The sequence below is a fragment of the Microbacterium sp. genome, from assembly GCF_036277215.1.
Lineage (GTDB): Bacteria > Actinomycetota > Actinomycetes > Actinomycetales > Microbacteriaceae > Microbacterium.
The window spans coordinates 1-16,034 of record NZ_DASUNI010000110.1; the positions used below are offsets into that span (position 1 = coordinate 1).

The following is a 16,034-nucleotide window of genomic DNA, read 5'->3' on the forward strand; positions in this document are numbered from 1 at the left end:
AGAGGTCAGCCAGCTCGATTCGCACGCCGCTGAGATCATGCAATGCCTGGCGGGCGGCGTACCAGCCCGGCATGCCCGTGACCCCCGGACCTGGGGGAGTGGACGCGGACGCGAGGTACACGCCGCGCAGGGGCGTGCGCCAGGGGGCGGGGGACAGGACCGGCCGCCGCAGCGCCTGCGCCATCGTGAAGGCGCCGGCCAGGATGTCGCCCCCGATGTCGCTGGGACTCAGCGAGACCCGCTGAGCCGCGGCAACCGCGTGCGATGCCAGGATGCGCTCGCGGAACCCCGGCGCGAACCGCTCGACCTGCTTGACGATGAGCTCCGTCGGATCGAGGGTGGATCCGGCGGGCACGTGGATGTACGCCCACAGCACGGCCTTGCCCGTGGGGGCGCGTGAGTCGTCGAGCACCGAAGGCTGCACCGCGAGCACGTACGGGCGGTCGCTGACCCGGCCGCCGGCGACCGCATTCTCGCTTTCCTCGACCTCGGCCCGCATCCCGCCGAGGTGGACCGTGGGCGACCGGGCGACATCCGGATTCGCCCACGGGATCGGGCCGTCGAGGGCGAAGTCCGCTTTGGCCACGCCGTGCCCGTACTTGTACCGGGCCAATGCCTTCGCATAGGACGGCGGCAGATCGGGATGGGTGAGCAGGAGGTACGGCGACGTGTCGAGCAGCAGCAGGTCGCCGGCATCCGGATCCCCCCAACTCAGGCCTTCGAGCGAGTGGACGTGCTGGCCGGGCTCGACAATGCCGCCGTGCTCGTGCAGGTCACCCATCAGCGCATCGGCGATCGCCTGCGACCCGCCGCGCGGATACGCCCAACCGTCTGCAGCGTGCGCGTGCGCGGCCAGGAGCAGCCCGGCAGCGGCCGCCGCCGGCGACGGCAGGGGCGCGTTGGCATGCGCGAAGACACCGGCCAGCAGGGCATCCGCCTCCGGTGTGGAGAAGGTTCCCCGCGCAAGCGCCCGTCCGCTGCGCGTGCCGAGCTGCAGGTCGCGCAGTCCGTAGCGGACGACGGTGAGCGGATGCCGCGGCACGCGCAGCAGCTGCGATGAGGTGAAGCCCACCAGGGCCTCGAGGTGCAAGACGAGCGGCCGCAGGACGGCTCGCCATGCGCGGGCATCCCGACCGAGCCCGTCCGCGGTGCGTTCGAGATCCCGCCACGCGATCGCCGCCCGCCCGTGCTCGAGCGGGTGCGCGTACGAGACCTCGGGGCGGATCCATTCGATACGATCGCGAAGCCCGAAGGCGCGGAAGAACGCGGAGGTGAGCGCGGCGGGGTGTACGGCGGAGCCGACATCGTGCTGGAACCCGCGCAGGGTGAGCGGGGCGGTGCGGATGCCTCCGCCGGGCGTGGACGCCGCCTCGAGCACCCGCACCTCATAGCCGGCACGCGCAAGGCTGACGGCCGCCGCGAGGCCGTTCGGACCGCTGCCGACGATCGTCGCGCGTCGGGTCATTTCCCCAGTGTCGCACCGGAGCGCTTCGTCCGTGAGGGTCCGGGCGCGTTGGTCCGAGCCCTGGATCGTCCGGCCCGCGGCGCCCGGCCGGCCGACGGCTCAGCCGCCGATCGCGAAGCCTGCCGAATCGTCGAGTGCGGCATCCAGCTCGGCGAGCCACGCCGTCGCGTTGCCGTCCGAGGGCGCGCGCCAGTCGCCGCGCGGCGAGAGGGACCCGGCCGGAGAGACCTTGGGCCCGTTCGGGATCGCCGAGCGCTTGAACTGAGCGAAGGCGAAGTACCGCTGCAGGAACACCCGCAGCCATCGGACGACGGTGGTCAGGTCGTAGGCGTAGCGGTCGTCGGCCGGGAAGCCCGGCGGCCACGTGCCCGCGTCGGGATCGATCCACGCGCGCTCGGCCAGGAAGGCGATCTTCGACGGCCGCATGCCGAACCGCAGGATGTGGAACAGCGCGAAGTCGTGGAGCGCGTACGGGCCGATGCGATCCTGGGTGGACTGCATCTTGCCGTCTTGCCCCATCGGCACCAGTTCGGGGCTGATCTCGGTGTCCAGCACCGACTGCAGCACCGCCTTCGCCCGGTCGCTGAGTTCCGTGGCGCCGGCGTGCAGCGGCGTCGAGTCGTCCGCGATCACCCAGCGGATCACGTGCTGGATCAGCGTCTTGGGCACGCCGGTGTTCACGGCGTAGTGGCTCATCTGGTCGCCGACGCCGTAGGTGGACCACCCGAGAGCGAGCTCGGAGAGGTCGGAGGTGCCGATGACCATCCCGCCGTTCTGGTTCGCGAGGCGGAAGAGATAGTCGGTGCGCAGACCCGCCTGCACGTTCTCGAACGTGATGTCGTGCACCGGCTCGCCGTCGGCGAACGGATGCCCGATCTTCTCCAGCATCTCGGTCGCGGCTTCCCTGATGTCGATCGTCTCGATCGACGCCCCGACCGCCTCCGACAGCGCGATCGCATTCGCCTTGGTGTGATCGGATGTCGCGAACCCGGGCATCGTGTAGGTGAGGATGTCGGTGCGCGGGCGACCCATCCGGTCCATGGCGCGGGCGATCACCAGAAGCGCGTGCGTCGAATCGAGACCGCCGCTCACCCCGAGGACCGGCTTGGGGCGGCCGATGGCCTCCATGCGCTGCACCAGCCCCGAGACCTGGATGTTGAACGCCTCGTAGCAGTCCTGGGCGAGCCGTGCGGGATCATCGGGAACGAAGGGGAAGCGGTCGAGCGCCCTGCGCAATCCGACATCGCGGGCGGGCGGATCGAGCTGGAAGTGCACCGTGCGGAACATCGCGTCGGCGTGCTCGGCGCGCCGGTTGTCATCGAAGGTGCCCTGACGGAGGCGGTCCTGCCTCAGACGGTCGAGGTCGATGTCGGCGATCGCACTGCGCGGCCCGTCCGGGAAGCGCTCCGTCTCGTCCAGCAGTGTCCCGCCCTCGTAGATCATGGTCTGCCCGTCCCATGAGAGGTCGTTGGTGGACTCGCCCATGCCTGCAGCCGCATAGGCGTATGCGGCCAGGCACCGCAGGGACTGCGACTGGCACAGGATCTTGCGATCCTCCGCGCGGGCGATGGTGATCGGGCTGCCCGAAAGGTTCAGCAGCACCGTCGCTCCGGCCAGCGCGGCAGACGAGGACGGGGGGATGGGAACCCAGACGTCCTCGCAGACCTCGGCGTGCACGATGAGGCCGGGGACGTCCAGCGCCTCGAACAGCAGATCCGGACCGAAGGGGGCCTCCAGGGAGCCGACCCTGATGTCCTCGCCGACCTGGTCGTCGCCGGGGGCGTACCAGCGGCGCTCGTAGAACTCCCGATACGTCGGCAGGTACGACTTGGGCGCCACGCCGAGCAGCACGCCGCGGTGGATCACGACCGCGCAGTTGTACAGGCGATTGCGGTGGCGCAGCGGCGCGCCGACGACGAGCACCGGGAGAAGACTCTCGGACGCCTCGACGAGGCGCTCGATCGCCGCTGCGACCGCGTCGAGCACGGCATCCTGCATGACGAGGTCGTCGATCGCGTACCCGGTGAGGCACAGCTCGGGGAAGACCGCGACCGCGACCGCTTCGCCGTCGCACGCCTGGGCGGCGTCGAGGACGGACTGCGCGTTGGTCGCCGGGTCGGCGATCGAGATCGGGATCGTGCACGCCGCGACGCGGGCGAACCCGTGCCGGTATGCGCTCTCGAACGGGAGGCTCATGGCCCTCAGTCTGTCAGCAAGCACTTCGCGCGCGCACGGGACGCGGCCTGCTGTCAGAACCCGCCCGTACGATCGGGGAGACGAAAGGGAACCATTGCGATACATTCCGGCAGAGGCGCGCGTCGTCTGGAGCGCGAGCGACCTCAAGGCGGCGGCGGAATGCGAGTTCGCCTGGCTGCGGGGCATCGATGCCCGCATCGGCCGGATCGCCGCCGTCGAGGAGCCCGAGGACGCCACGCTCGAGCGCGCCGGCCGGCTGGGCGGCGAGCACGAGCGGCGGGTGCTCGCGGGCTATCGGGCGACGTACGGCGACGGCGTGGTCGAGATCGCCGAGACGTCGTCGGCGAACGCGGAAGGCCTGGCCGAGGTGGTGGCCCGCACACGGGAGGCACTGGTATCCGATGCCGACGTGATCTACCAGGCGGCGTTCGCGACCGATGAGTTCGTCGGGTTCGCCGACTTCCTCGTCCGCGACGAGGCGGGTCGCTGGGTCGTCCAGGACAGCAAGCTCGCGCGGCGCGCCCGCGTCACCGCGCTGATGCAGCTGTCGGCGTACGTCGACCAGCTCGACCGGCTCGGCGTCGCCCGCTCCGACCGGGTCGAGCTGCTGCTCGGCGACGGCACGGTCAGCGTGCACATCGCCGACGAGCTGCTGCCGGTGTTCGCCCTGCGCCGAGCGCGGCTGCGCGCGCTGATCGACGACCGCCGCCTCGACCTCGGGCCCGCGTGGCCGGCGATCGCCTGGGGCGATCCGCGCGGCGACCTCGGCGTCGTCGCCTGCGGGCGCTGCGCGACCTGCGACTCCGAGGTCGTGGCATCGCGCGACCTGCTCCTGGTCGCGGGCATGCGTCCCGTGCAGCGCGACCGGCTGCGCACCTCCGGCATCACGACGATCGATCAGCTCGCCTTCGCGCCGACGGCACCGAGCCGGATGAACCCCGACACGTTCGGGATGCTGCGCACGCAGTCCCGGCTGCAGCTCAGCGCGCCGGCCGGCACGGGTGCGGCCGTCGGGTCGCACGGGTCGCACCCGGCACTGCCCCCCTTCGAGGTCGTGGCGCCCAAGGCCCTCGGCGCGCTGCCCCGGCCGGATATTGGCGACCTGTTCTTCGACTTCGAGGGCGACCCGCTCTACACCGAGGGCGACGCGACTGTATGGGGGATCGACTACCTGTTCGGGTGGGTCGACATCCGGGAGCAGTACAGTGCGATCTGGGCGCACTCCTTCGACGAGGAGCGCGCCGCGCTCGAGACGTTCCTCGACTTCGTGCAGGCGCACCGCAGCCGGCACCCGGATTTCCACATCTATCACTACGCGCCGTACGAGCCGACCCACCTGCTCACGATGGCCGCGCGGCACGGCACCCGCGAGGCGGACGTCGATCGTCTGCTGCGCGACGGCGTCTTCGTCGACCTGTATCCCATCGTGCGCCGCGCGCTGCGCATCGGCTCCCGGTCGTATTCGATCAAGAAGCTCGAACCCCTCTACATGGGCGACGAGGTGCGTACGAGCGACGTGCAGAAGGGCGACGAGTCGATCGTGAAGTACGTCGAGGCGCGTGCCCTCCGCGACGACGGAGACACCGCCACGGCGCTGGAGATCTTCGCCGACCTCGCGGACTACAACCGCTACGACTGCGTGTCGACGCGCCGCCTGCGCGACTGGCTCGTCGATCGCGCGCGCGACGCAGGACTGCGACCGCTGCCCAACCCCGAGCCGGGCGAGAACGTGTACGAGCCGTCGCCACGGGCGCTGGCTCTCTCGGCGCTGGCGCTGCGGCACGCTGAGGACTCCGCCGAGGCGATGGCGCTGCGCCTGGGGGCTGCCGGCATCGACTACTACGCACGCGAGGCGAAGAGCTTCTGGGCCACCCACTACCTGCGCCTGCGCGAGCCCGTCTCGCTGTGGGAGGAGACCCGCGACGTCGTCTCGCTCGATTCCACGCGCTGCCGGGTCGTGGAGGACTGGCACCGCCCCGAAGGCGCGCGCACCGACCGGCGGATCATCGAACTGCGCGGCGAATTCGCCCCCGGCACCCGGCTCAGCGAGGGGTCCAACCCGTTCGCGCTGTATGAGCTCCCGGCGCCGTACCCGTTCGATCCCTCGCCGCGGTGGATCCACGCCGATCACCGCGTCACCGTGATCGAAGTGCTCGACGACGGCGCCATCGTCGAGGAGAACGCGGTGGCGGACGTCACCTGGACGCAGCTGCCCATCGCCCTCACTCCCTCCCCGCCGCCGCGGGCGCTCAATCAGCAGGTCGCGATCGACGCGTGGGCTGATGCCGTGCTCGCAGCGTCCCCCGAGCTTCCCGCCGACCCGGCCACTGACATCCTGCGCCGGCGCCCGCCGCGTACGCTTGCGCAGAGTCAGCGAGCGGACCAAGGTCTCCCGGCATCCACCGGTGATGACGTCGACGCGATCGTCCGCGCCGTCGTCGATCTCGATCGCAGCTATCTGGCCGTACAGGGACCCCCGGGAACCGGCAAGACATACGTCGGGTCTCACGTGATCGCCCGCCTGGTGCGCGAGCGCGGGTTCAAGGTCGGCGTCGTCGCGCAGTCGCACGCGGTGATCGAGAACATGCTCTGCCGCATCGTCGAGGCCGGCGTGCCGCGCGAACTGGTCGCGAAGGCGCCGAAGGACCCCACCGCCGACAACCTCGCCTTCACTCCGATCACGAAGAACGGAGTGCCCGAGTTCACCGCCGCGCACGCCGAGACGGGCTATGTCATCGGCGGCACGGCGTGGGACTTCGCCCACGAGGGGCGGATACCGCGCGGAAGCCTCGACCTCCTCGTCATCGACGAAGCGGGCCAGTTCTCGCTCGCCTCCACCATCGCCGTGTCGCTTGCCGCCTCGCGGCTGCTCCTGCTCGGCGACCCCCAGCAGCTGCCCCAGGTCAGTCAGGGCACTCATCCCGAGCCGGTCGACACGTCCGCGCTCGGCTGGGTCATGGACGGTGCCGACGTCATACCACCCGAGTACGGGTATTTCCTGGCCCGCACGTGGCGCATGCGCCCCGAGGTCGCGGCGCCCGTGTCGCGTCTGTCGTACAGCGGCGAGCTCGCCGCGCATCCCGCCACCGCGCTGCGGGAGCTCGCCGGCATCGATCCAGGCCTGATTCCGGTGCCCGTGCGACACCGGGGCAACGCGACGCAGTCGCTCGAGGAAGCGGGCGTCGTCGTGGACATCGTGCGCGATCTCGTCGGCCGCGAGTGGACCGGCATCGAGATCGGCGAAGGAGGGCGCGCCACTCGGCTGGCCCCGCGGCCGCTCGAAGAGACCGACATCATCGTCGTCACGCCCTACAACGCGCAACAGGTCGCCGTCGAGGACGCCCTCACCCAGGCCGGGTTCGGAGACGTCCCGGTCGGCACGGTCGATCGCTTCCAGGGTCAGGAGGCGGCCGTCGCCATCGTGTCGCTCGCGGCGTCGTCCGGACGCGACGCGCCGCGTGGGCTCGAGTTCCTCCTGCTGCGCAACCGGCTCAACGTGGCGATCTCGCGGGCGATGCACACGGCGTACCTGGTCTCCTCGCCAGGACTGCTGGACGACCTTCCCTACACACCCGAGGGGGTCGTCCGGCTGAGCGGCTTCGCGCGTCTCGTGGGCGAGAGCGGGGGCGTGCTGGTCGCACCGGACACCCGCGGGCGCGAACCCGCCCGCGCGTAGACTCGCGGCAACGATGAGGAGGGATCCATGTCCGACGAGCGTCAGTTCGAGATCGATCTGCCTCCGGAGCTCATCGCGGGCGCCTACGCGGATTTCGCAAACGTGTGGCACACCCCGACCGTCTTCATCATGGACTTCCTGACGCTCGCCAAGCCGCCGAGCGAGACCGTGGACGCCGAAACGGGAGAGCGTCGCACGATCGTCCCCGCGCGCGTCGTGAGCCGCGTGCGCATTCCGCCGGAGCAGGTCTTCGAGCTTGCGAAGGCTCTGACTCAGCAGCTCGAGTTCTGGGAGCAGGAAACCGGACGCCGATCCCCGGCCGGACCGGTCCTCGACGACTAGCTGCGGACCGTCTGCCGGTCGATGGTGCTAGACGTCCCGCCGCGCCGTGTCAACCCCGTTGGGTGTGCATCCTCGGCCACTTAGCCTGACTGCGCGTCCCACCATAGGCGCGGGCCGCGGCATCCGTTCGGCGAGGGGTGGATGCCGCGGCCGTCTGTCTCCGCGGCCGCAGCGCCGATCCGGTATCAGCACGCCCGCTCCGCTCTCTCTTTTCGCGAGAGGGAGTGTGACATGATCACCATCGCAGCGGAACAGGCCACCGACGACGCGACGAAGGCGGCGACCCTGGCCGACGAGCCGCGGCGCCGCGGGTTCGCCTTCTGGGTCGTCCGCTACCTCCCGGCCGAGATCGTCGGCACCGCCGCGATGATCATGGCGGGCCTGGGGGTCACGATCTGGACGGACGCTCCCGCGCTCATCGCGATCGCCGCACTCCTCGGCGAGATCGTCGGCTTCTACCTCGTCCTGGCGATCACGATCTACATCGAGCAGCACGCCGTCTCCGCCAACTGGCGGCGCGCGATCATCCGGACATTCCTCCTGCTCGTCGCGGAGTTCGGGGTCGCCGAGCTGCTCGACACGCTCCTCATCCGCCCGGCGGCGCTCGTCGCCGGCGTGTGGCTCCTGCCGGATCCGATGTGGGGACTCCTCGCCGGCAAGGTCTTCGCCGACGTCATCTTCTATGCGATCGCCGCGGGCGCGTTCACCCTGACCGCCAGGACCGGACTGCGGGACGGCCGTCGCTCTCGGGAGCGCGCATCATGACGACGCACACGACGCGCCGGGATGCCCGCGCCGCGCGCAGCATCCGCCAGATCCGGCACGACGAGGCCTCGGCTCTGCTGGCTTCGGACATCGCGAAGGCCGCCATCGCCCTGAACGGCACCCCCGTGCTGCTGCTCGACCCGGAGCGGGTGCGCGGCCAGTACCGCAGACTGGCGGCGGCGCTGCCATTCGTCCGATTCCACTACGCGGTCAAGGCACTCGCCCACCGCGCCGTGCTGACCGCACTGGCCGAAGAGGGATGCGGCTTCGACGTGGCCACCGGCGAGGAGCTCGCTCTGCTCGAGGGAATCGATCCCGGCCGCGTCATCCACACGCACCCGATCAAGAAGCCCGCCGAGATCGCGCAGGCCCTCGCAGCAGGCGTGCGCACGTTCGTCGTCGACAACGTCGTCGAGCTGGAGAAGTTCGCCGGCGCACCAGCCGACGCGCGCCTGCTCATCCGCCTCGCGTACCGCAGCCCGCACGCCAAGAGCGACCTGTCGACCAAGTTCGGCGTCGGCCCGTATGAGGCCGCGCACCTCGTCGAGCAGGCGCGGGATCGCGGCATCCGCGTCGCCGGATTCAGCTTCCACGTCGGCAGCCAGCTCGACGATCCGCAGAGATTCGCCGCCGCGATCGCCGAGACGCTCGCCCTGATGGACCATCTCGAGGCGACGCTGGGTGTGCGGTTCGACACCCTCGACATCGGCGGCGGCTTCCCCGTCGCGTACGACTCCGCAGTCACGCCCCTCGAGGATCTGGCCGCCGTTCTGCGGCCGGTGCTCGAGCCGCACGCCGACCGGCTCGCCATCATCGCCGAGCCGGGCCGGGTCCTCGCCGCAGAGGCCATGACGCTCGTGACCAGCGTCGTGGGAGTCTCGGAGCGCGGCGACGGACGCTGGTACTACCTGGATGACGGGCTGTACGGCTCGTACTCGAACGTACTCGCCGAGGACGTCCACCCCCTGATCTTCTCCGAGCGCGAGCTGACCGGACGCGACGCGGATGCCGAAGCCCGCCGGTGGGCGACGCTCGCGGGGCCGACCTGCGATTCGACCGACGTCATCGCTCGCGAGGTGCTGCTGCCCGAACTCGCGGTGGGCGACCTGCTGGTGAGTCCGGCGATGGGCGCGTACACCGCCGTCACCGCGACCCGATTCAACGGGCGCGGCCTGACGCCGATCGCCGTGGTGGGCCGGGGGGCTCGGACCGGCGAGCTGCTCGCCGTCGCCCCCGATCGCGCGGCCGCGATCGTCTGACGCGTCACACCGTGCCGTAGAGGCGGTCGCCCGCGTCGCCGAGCCCGGGGACGATGTAGCCCTTCTCGTTGAGCCGCTCGTCGAGTGCACCGAGCACCAGGGTCACATCACGCCCCTCGACCTGCTTCTCGATGGCGGCGACACCCTCGGGCGCACCCAGCAGGCAGATCGCGGTGACGTCGTACGCGCCCCGACGGAACAGGAAGTCCATCGCGGCGCCGAGCGAGCCCCCGGTCGCCAGCATCGGGTCGAGCACGAAGCACTGACGGTCGCTCAGGTCAACGGGAAGCCGCTCGGCGTAGGTGGTCGGCTCGAGCGTCTCCTCGTTCCGGGCCATCCCGAGGAATCCGACCTCGGCGCTCGGCAGGAGCTTCACCATCCCGTCGAGCATTCCCAGCCCGGCGCGCAGGATCGGCACCACGAGCGGCCGCGGCTCGCTGAGACGGACTCCGGTCGTCGTGGTGACGGGCGTGCGGATCTCGTGGGGGCTCACGCGCACGTGCCGTGTCGCCTCGTACGCCAACAGCGTGACGAGCTCCTCGGTGAGCTGCCGGAACACGGGCGATGATGTGTTCTCGTCCCGCAGGACCGTGAGCTTGTGGGTGATGAGCGGGTGATCCGCGACGTGCAGGCGCATACGCACAGGCTATGGCACCGTCGTCGCAGGCACGGGTGCCCCTCAGGGTGCGGTCGCCGCGGGCGTACGCTCGCAGAGTGCTGTTCGACCCCGCAGACCTCTCCGCGATGGCGCGCGCCCTCGTGATGGCCGGCGAGGCGGGCGAGTCGGGAGACGTGCCGGTCGGCGCTGTGGTGACGGATGCCGCGGGTGCGGTCATCGGCGAGGGTCGCAATCTGCGCGAGCTGACCCACGACCCGACTGCCCATGCCGAGGTCGTCGCGCTGCGCGCGGCCGCGGCCGCCGTCGGATCGTGGAACCTCGAGGGCTGCACTCTGGTCGTGACGCTCGAGCCGTGCGTGATGTGTGCCGGCGCGCTGCTGCAGGCTCACGTGTCACGCCTCGTCTTCGGAGCCTGGGACGAGAAGGCGGGCGCCGCGGGCTCCGTGTACGACGTGGTGCGCGACCGCCGCCTGCCCTACCGGGCGGAGGTCGTCGCCGGCGTGCGTGCGGACGCGGCATCCGATCTTCTTCAGCGGTTCTTCGACGCGCGCCGCTGAGCTCCGCGGGAGCACGGCTTCACCCGACCTGCGTGACGTACGCGCGGGGGCCAGCCCCCGCAGGATCCGGGGGTCAGCACCCTGCTGCCCCTTCGATGCAGGTCAGTACGTTGACGCCATGACCCGCCTTCTCGAACCCGCGCGCGTCTCTCCGACGCGCCTACGCACCGGCGCGATCGGGTCGCGCATCGCCTGGACGTGGGTGCTGCTTTCAGCTCTCGGCATCGCGGCGTTCGCCGCCATCCCGTACTTCACGGCGTCCCTTCCTGAGCTCGCCGAGCAGGGTGTCGGCGTCTCGGGCAACTACGCGGATCGAGGCCCGGGCCTGCAGGCGGCCCTCTATGTGCACATCGTGGGCGGTGCCGTCGCGCTGGTGCTCGGCCCCCTCCAGTTCTGGCGTGCGCTTCGTTCAAAGGTGCCTCGCGTGCACCGCTGGACCGGTCGGGTCTATCTCGTCGCCGTCACCGTCGGAGGTGTCGCAGGCCTGGTGATCGCGCCGTTCAGCCAGGCCGGATGGGTCGGGTTCTTCGGCTTCGGCTCGCTCGCTGCGCTCTGGCTCGTCACCGGCGCACACGCGTATCGGGCGATCCGCCGGCGGGACGTCCCCAGCCATCAGGGGTGGATGATCCGCAATTACGCTCTGACGTACGCCGCGGTCACGCTGCGCATCTGGCTGCCGCTGATGATTCTGGCGCCGCTTCTGACCGGTGCGCCGTTCGACTTCGACGCGGCGTTCGCGAACGCCTACGCGGCGGTGCCGTTCCTCGCCTGGTTGCCGAACCTGATCGTCGCCGAGTGGCTGATCCGCCGTCGCGGGCTGCCGTCGTATCGGCTGCCCGTGCGCGCATCGGTCAGTCGACCGAGCGGATGACGACTTCTTCGGTGGGAGGCCCGTGCGGATGGGTCTCGCGGTGGACGTCCGGTTCGAGGTAGATCGCCCGCGCGGTCGGCACGGCCCGGCGCACGCGCGCCTCGACGATGTCGATGTCGGCCGCCACCTCGCCGAGGGTGCGGTGGGCGGAGAATCCGAGCTTGGCCGCGACGAGCAGCTCGTCGGGTCCGAGGTAGAGGGTCTTGATGTGGATGAGGTGCTCGACCTCGGGGCCGTCGGTGATCGCCGCGACGATCTTGCCGTGATCGGCGTCGGTCGCTCCTTCGCCGACCAGCAGGCTCTTCGTCTCGATCCCGAGGGTGATGGCGACGACGATCAGCAGCGCACCGATCAGGAGGGTGCCGATCGCGTCGAACAGCGGGTTGCCGGTGATCGCGGTCATGCCCACCGCCCCCAGGGCGAACACCAGGCCCAGGAGGGCGGCGATGTCTTCGAGCAGCACGACCGGCAGCTCGGGAGCCTTCGCGTGGCGGACGAACGCCACCCAGGACTGTCCCTTGGTGCGGACGAGATTGCTTTCCTTGACCGCGGTGCGCAGCGAGAACGACTCCAGCACGATGGCGATGACGAGAACCCCGATCGGGATCCAGAAGTTCGTGATCTCATGCGGATGGCGGAGCTTGTCGATGCCTTCGTAGATCGAGAACAGGCCGCCCACCGAGAACAGGATGATCGAGACGACGAACGCGTACACGTAGCGCTCGCGACCGTACCCGAACGGGTGCGACGAGTCGGCTTCGCGCCGCGCACGCCGGCCGCCGAGGAGCAGCAGAAGCTGGTTGCCCGAGTCGGCGACGGAGTGGATCGCCTCGGCGAGCATCGACGCAGAACCGGAGATCAGCCATGCGGCGAACTTCGCGATCGCGATGCCCATGTTCGCCAGGAACGCCGCGATGATCGCCTTGCCGCCGCCAGATGCACTCATGGAACGAGTCTAGGGATGACGCGCATCCGATCAATGCGTGCGAGCCACGTGGGAGCCATCAGGGTCCAGATGGACGGACCGGGGGGCGACCATCGAGGTCTTTCGGCCTAGTCCTCCGACTTGAGGATGATCGTCTCGGTGGGCGGTGAGGGGTTCGCCGGCGTCCCGACGTAGCCGATCACGGTCAGGATCGCGTGACGGAATTCCCCAGGCGCCTCGAGATGCGCCGAGTGGCCGACCCCCTCGAGCGCGATCTCAGTGACCTCGCCGCCGGCGGCGCGGTATGCGTCGAGGACGTCGCGGGTCTGCGACACCATCTCCTGCGGGGGTGCGACCTCGGCTCCGGGCCAGTCCGGGACGATGCCGAGCTGCCCGAGATAGTTGTAGTCGTAGAACGAGGTGTCCGACACGATCGGATCCGCGGTGCCGTGCACCCACGCGATGGGCGGCTTCGGGTTGAGGTCGACGATGCCCGACACGTCGAAGTGCTTGGGCGCCATCGTGTTGCACACTCCGGTCGTCCCCGCCGCGAAGCCCGGCCAGTTGTCACTGGCGACCTGGTCGCCCGGATAATTCCCGTCAGCCGTCGACGTGGACAGCATCGATTCGACCCAGACGTCCTCGTGCTCGGTGGTGTACCCGCTCGTGACGTAGCCGGAGCGGAAGACGCTGCGGGGCGAGGTCGGAGCGTCCGCGGTGAGGTCGTGGTCGTTGAGGCGCTGGACGAAGTCGGGGTTCGCGGCCCCGCCGCCGGTTCCGGCGTCGTCGTCGGTCAGGCGGGAACCGTCGCGCCTGGTTCCGCCGAATCCGTAGGGCGAGATGGGGGAGAGCAGCGTCAGGCTGAGCACCGGATGGTCGAGGGCGTACTGCAGGACGACGCCGCCGCCCATCGACCACCCGACGAGGTGCGCTGTCGGGATGCCGAGCTCCTCGAGCGTGACAGCGATGTCGTCGCTGAAGTCCCGGACCCCGCGGGTCGCGTCGATCGGGGCGTGCTCCGTGCCGCCGTAGCCGCGCAGGTCGATCGCGAGAACGCGCAGGTCGTGCGGGAGGTGGAGCATGTTCTCCTGCCAGAACAGCGCCGACGACGCGTTGCCGTGGATGAAGACCACGGTCCGTTCGGGCGGCGTGTTCGGGTCGTCGCCCTCGCGCTCGAGGATGTTGACGCTCAACCGGCTCGTGTCCAGGACGCGGGCGGTGATGCCGTCGAAGAGGGTCATTGCGGGTCCTTCGCTGTCGACACGGAGGCGCCGGCGCCTCCGATTCCTCGACTATAGACCCGGCCGCCGTCGATCTGAACGAACTTTCAGGTTGCCGTTGAGGCAGCCGATCGCCGTGCCTTCTACGACGTCATTCGGCCGGCGAATCGGCCGCCTGCCCGGTGTAGAACAGGTACGTCGCATGCGCGGCCCGCTCCGCCGTCTCGGCGTCATCGCCGGCCGCCACCTGGGCGGCAGCCCACCCGTCCGCCGCTCCGCGGGCGAAGCGCCTGCCCTCGTCACTGAGCATCCACGCCTCCGCCGCGTCGGGCGGGATCCGGTCGTCCTGCGCCAGGTGCAGGGCCAGGCCGAGGAGCCCCTGGTCCCAGCCGACACCGGTGGCGCCGGGGCCGTAAAGCTCCCAGAATCCCTCGGGCAGATCGGCGATGCGGGCGGTGTGGGTCAATTCGAGCTGCGTCGACTCCGCGTCGATCGAGGAAAGGGCGATCACCACCCAGGAGACGCCACCGCCGTACTCCCACGTGACTCGATAGCCGGCCGAGCCGGCCGCGGGCGGTGCGCATTCGAGCACTTCGCCTCCCGCGTTGCCGTCCAGCTGGTACCGCCCGCCGAGGCGGAGTTCGCCCGACACCGGAAGGAACCAGCGCCGGATGCGATCGGGGGAGGTGACGGCATCCCACACATCGTCGATCGCGGATGGGTACACCTGGACGAGCGACTGCACCCGCGAAGGCTCGCCCTCGCGCTCCGTGGTCTGCACGCCGCGCGTCACGGCGTCGAGCTGGGCATTCACATCGACCATGTCAGTTCTCCTCTGGGTCGTCGGTCGGTTCAGGAGCCTCGGTGGCCGCATCCGGTGTCGTCTCGTCACCCGCGCGCCGCGCGCGCCGTCCACGCGCGAGCTCGGTCCCCAGGGCGTCGAGATGCGGCAGCCAGAATCGGCGGAACGGATCGAACCAGGCGTCGGCGGCCTCGAGCGGGCCGGGCTCGACGGCGTAGAGCCGCCGCGCCCCCTCGGCACGCACGCTTGCGAAACCTGCCTCGCGGAGCACGCGCAGGTGCTGAGAGACGGCGGGCTGCGAGATGCCGAACTGCGTCTGGATCACATCGCCGATTCCGCCCGCGCTCAGCTCGCCCTGCGCGAGCAGTTCGAGGATCCGCCGCCGGACGGGATCCCCGAGGATGTCGAGCGCGTGCATATCGGCAATTATTGCGTACTCGCTTATATAAGTCAATGCCAATATGACGGTCAGTCGTAGGATGTTCGGCATGCCCACCGAGAACGCTGCGCTTCCCCCCATCGCGATTCTCGGAGCCGGTTCGATGGGGGGCGCGATTCTGGCGGGCCTCGTACGGTCGGGTCTTGCGACCGCGGGCGTGACGGTCACCAACCGCACCCGGGCGAAAGCGGAGCCTCTCGCCGAATTCGACGGCGTGACCAGCATCGCGCTCGAGGAGCGATCGGAGGCGAACGCGGAGGCGGCGGCATCCGCCCGCGTCGTGCTGATCGGAGTCAAGCCCGCGATGGTGCCGGATCTGCTGCGCGAGCTGGCGCCGCACCTGAAGCCTGGGACGATCGTCGTGAGCCTGGCCGCCGGCGTTCCGATCGCGACCTTCGAAGCGATCCTGGGACCGGATGTCGCCGTGCTCCGGTCGATGCCCAACACGCCTGCGGTGGTCGGCGAAGCCCTCACGGGCCTCGCGCCGGGATCCACCGCATCGGCCGACGACGTCGCCCTCGCCCGGGCCGTCTTCGAAACGGTCGGCACTGTTCTGGAGGTGCCCGAATCGCAGATCGACGCCCTTTCGACGATCTCGGGATCGGGCCCGGCCTACTTCTTCCTCTTGGTGGAGGAGTTCACCAAAGCGGCGGTCGCCAAGGGCTTCGACCTGGCCGACGCACGCGTGATGGCCGAGCGGACCTTCATCGGCGCGGCTGCTCTGCTGCAGGCATCCGATGTCGAGCCCGCCGAGCTGCGTCGGCGCGTCACCAGCCCGAAGGGCACGACCGAGCGCGCGATCGCCGTCCTGCAGGAGGCACGGCTCGACGAGGTCTTCGGCCAGGCGACGGATGCGGCGCTCGCTCGCGCCAAGGAGCTCGCCGCGGGCGGGTGAGCC

14 protein-coding genes are annotated in these 16,034 nt (G+C 70.3%); 7 read left to right on the plus strand and 7 right to left on the minus strand.

Going from position 1 to position 16,034, the window contains the following annotated elements; all coding sequences use genetic code 11:
* Positions 1 to 1,465: NAD(P)/FAD-dependent oxidoreductase (locus tag VFX99_RS05480; RefSeq protein ID WP_329665307.1), on the minus strand; the 1,465-nt coding region annotated here is incomplete at its 3' end.
* Between the two features lie 99 nt (positions 1,466 to 1,564).
* Positions 1,565 to 3,661, minus strand: a complete 2,097-nt coding sequence (locus tag VFX99_RS05485) for an NAD(+) synthase (protein WP_329665308.1) — start codon at positions 3,659 to 3,661, stop codon at positions 1,565 to 1,567.
* 94 nt (positions 3,662 to 3,755) lie between these two features.
* On the opposite strand from VFX99_RS05485, the gene VFX99_RS05490 reads away from it, so the two are divergent.
* The 4 genes from VFX99_RS05490 (at position 3,756) to VFX99_RS05505 (ending at position 9,703) form a co-directional block, all read left to right on the plus strand.
* Positions 3,756 to 7,337 carry a TM0106 family RecB-like putative nuclease gene (locus tag VFX99_RS05490; RefSeq protein WP_329665309.1) on the plus strand — a complete coding sequence of 1,194 codons (3,582 nt, stop codon included), beginning with the start codon at positions 3,756 to 3,758 and terminating at the stop codon, positions 7,335 to 7,337.
* Between the two features lie 27 nt (positions 7,338 to 7,364).
* Entirely contained in the window at positions 7,365 to 7,679 is a 315-nt protein-coding gene (locus VFX99_RS05495) for a DUF3467 domain-containing protein (protein WP_329665310.1), read from the plus strand.
* A gap of 231 nt (positions 7,680 to 7,910) precedes the next feature.
* Positions 7,911 to 8,444 carry a hypothetical protein gene (locus VFX99_RS05500; protein WP_329665311.1) on the plus strand — a complete coding sequence of 178 codons (534 nt, stop codon included), beginning with the start codon at positions 7,911 to 7,913 and terminating at the stop codon, positions 8,442 to 8,444.
* Positions 8,441 to 9,703: a type III PLP-dependent enzyme gene (locus VFX99_RS05505; RefSeq protein ID WP_329665312.1), complete on the plus strand. Its 1,263-nt coding sequence runs from the start codon at positions 8,441 to 8,443 to the stop codon at positions 9,701 to 9,703. The genes VFX99_RS05500 and VFX99_RS05505 overlap by 4 nt, the downstream gene beginning before the upstream one ends.
* A 4-nt stretch (positions 9,704 to 9,707) precedes the next feature.
* Here VFX99_RS05505 and upp read toward each other — a convergent pair whose 3' ends face one another.
* Positions 9,708 to 10,340, minus strand: a complete 633-nt coding sequence (gene upp, locus VFX99_RS05510) for a uracil phosphoribosyltransferase (protein WP_329665313.1) — start codon at positions 10,338 to 10,340, stop codon at positions 9,708 to 9,710.
* Positions 10,341 to 10,447: 107 nt separating this feature from the next.
* Here upp and VFX99_RS05515 point away from each other — a divergent pair, with 107 nt between their 5' ends.
* Positions 10,448 to 10,879, plus strand: coding sequence for a nucleoside deaminase (locus VFX99_RS05515; protein ID WP_329665361.1), 432 nt, complete (start codon positions 10,448 to 10,450; stop codon positions 10,877 to 10,879).
* Between the two features lie 118 nt (positions 10,880 to 10,997).
* Positions 10,998 to 11,750 (plus strand): DUF2306 domain-containing protein, encoded by a 753-nt coding sequence (locus VFX99_RS05520; protein WP_329665314.1) that lies wholly within the window; start codon positions 10,998 to 11,000, stop codon positions 11,748 to 11,750.
* On the opposite strand, the gene VFX99_RS05525 is transcribed toward VFX99_RS05520, so the two are convergent.
* From VFX99_RS05525 to VFX99_RS05540, 4 genes are all read right to left on the minus strand, one after another.
* Positions 11,731 to 12,696: a cation diffusion facilitator family transporter gene (locus VFX99_RS05525; protein WP_329665315.1), complete on the minus strand. Its 966-nt coding sequence runs from the start codon at positions 12,694 to 12,696 to the stop codon at positions 11,731 to 11,733. The genes VFX99_RS05520 and VFX99_RS05525 overlap by 20 nt on opposite strands.
* Positions 12,697 to 12,803: 107 nt before the next feature.
* The gene (locus VFX99_RS05530) at positions 12,804 to 13,916 is read right to left on the minus strand and encodes an alpha/beta hydrolase (protein ID WP_329665316.1); all 1,113 of its coding nucleotides are present in this window, start codon (positions 13,914 to 13,916) and stop codon (positions 12,804 to 12,806) included.
* Between the two features lie 130 nt (positions 13,917 to 14,046).
* Positions 14,047 to 14,718 carry an SRPBCC domain-containing protein gene (locus VFX99_RS05535; protein WP_329665317.1) on the minus strand — a complete coding sequence of 224 codons (672 nt, stop codon included), beginning with the start codon at positions 14,716 to 14,718 and terminating at the stop codon, positions 14,047 to 14,049.
* 1 nt (position 14,719) lies between these two features.
* Positions 14,720 to 15,115: a metalloregulator ArsR/SmtB family transcription factor gene (locus VFX99_RS05540; RefSeq protein WP_329665362.1), complete on the minus strand. Its 396-nt coding sequence runs from the start codon at positions 15,113 to 15,115 to the stop codon at positions 14,720 to 14,722.
* Between the two features lie 70 nt (positions 15,116 to 15,185).
* On the opposite strand from VFX99_RS05540, the gene proC reads away from it, so the two are divergent.
* Complete coding sequence (gene proC / locus VFX99_RS05545; RefSeq protein ID WP_329665318.1) at positions 15,186 to 16,031, plus strand: pyrroline-5-carboxylate reductase; 846 nt, start codon at positions 15,186 to 15,188, stop codon at positions 16,029 to 16,031.
* Positions 16,032 to 16,034 lie beyond the last annotated feature (3 nt).

Excerpts from the sequence above, each read along its gene's own strand:
- VFX99_RS05500 (WP_329665311.1), top strand. The coding sequence starts at position 7,911 with ATGATCACCATCGCAGCGGAACAGGCCACCGACGACGCGACGAAGGCG.
- VFX99_RS05540 (WP_329665362.1), bottom strand. The coding sequence starts at position 15,115 with ATGCACGCGCTCGACATCCTCGGGGATCCCGTCCGGCGGCGGATCCTC.
- VFX99_RS05505 (WP_329665312.1), top strand. The coding sequence starts at position 8,441 with ATGACGACGCACACGACGCGCCGGGATGCCCGCGCCGCGCGCAGCATC.
- VFX99_RS05495 (WP_329665310.1), top strand. The coding sequence starts at position 7,365 with ATGTCCGACGAGCGTCAGTTCGAGATCGATCTGCCTCCGGAGCTCATC.
- upp (WP_329665313.1), bottom strand. The coding sequence starts at position 10,340 with ATGCGCCTGCACGTCGCGGATCACCCGCTCATCACCCACAAGCTCACG.
- VFX99_RS05520 (WP_329665314.1), top strand. The coding sequence starts at position 10,998 with ATGACCCGCCTTCTCGAACCCGCGCGCGTCTCTCCGACGCGCCTACGC.
- VFX99_RS05525 (WP_329665315.1), bottom strand. The coding sequence starts at position 12,696 with ATGAGTGCATCTGGCGGCGGCAAGGCGATCATCGCGGCGTTCCTGGCG.
- proC (WP_329665318.1), top strand. The coding sequence starts at position 15,186 with ATGCCCACCGAGAACGCTGCGCTTCCCCCCATCGCGATTCTCGGAGCC.
- VFX99_RS05535 (WP_329665317.1), bottom strand. The coding sequence starts at position 14,718 with ATGGTCGATGTGAATGCCCAGCTCGACGCCGTGACGCGCGGCGTGCAG.
- VFX99_RS05485 (WP_329665308.1), bottom strand. The coding sequence starts at position 3,661 with ATGAGCCTCCCGTTCGAGAGCGCATACCGGCACGGGTTCGCCCGCGTC.
- VFX99_RS05530 (WP_329665316.1), bottom strand. The coding sequence starts at position 13,916 with ATGACCCTCTTCGACGGCATCACCGCCCGCGTCCTGGACACGAGCCGG.
- VFX99_RS05515 (WP_329665361.1), top strand. The coding sequence starts at position 10,448 with ATGGCGCGCGCCCTCGTGATGGCCGGCGAGGCGGGCGAGTCGGGAGAC.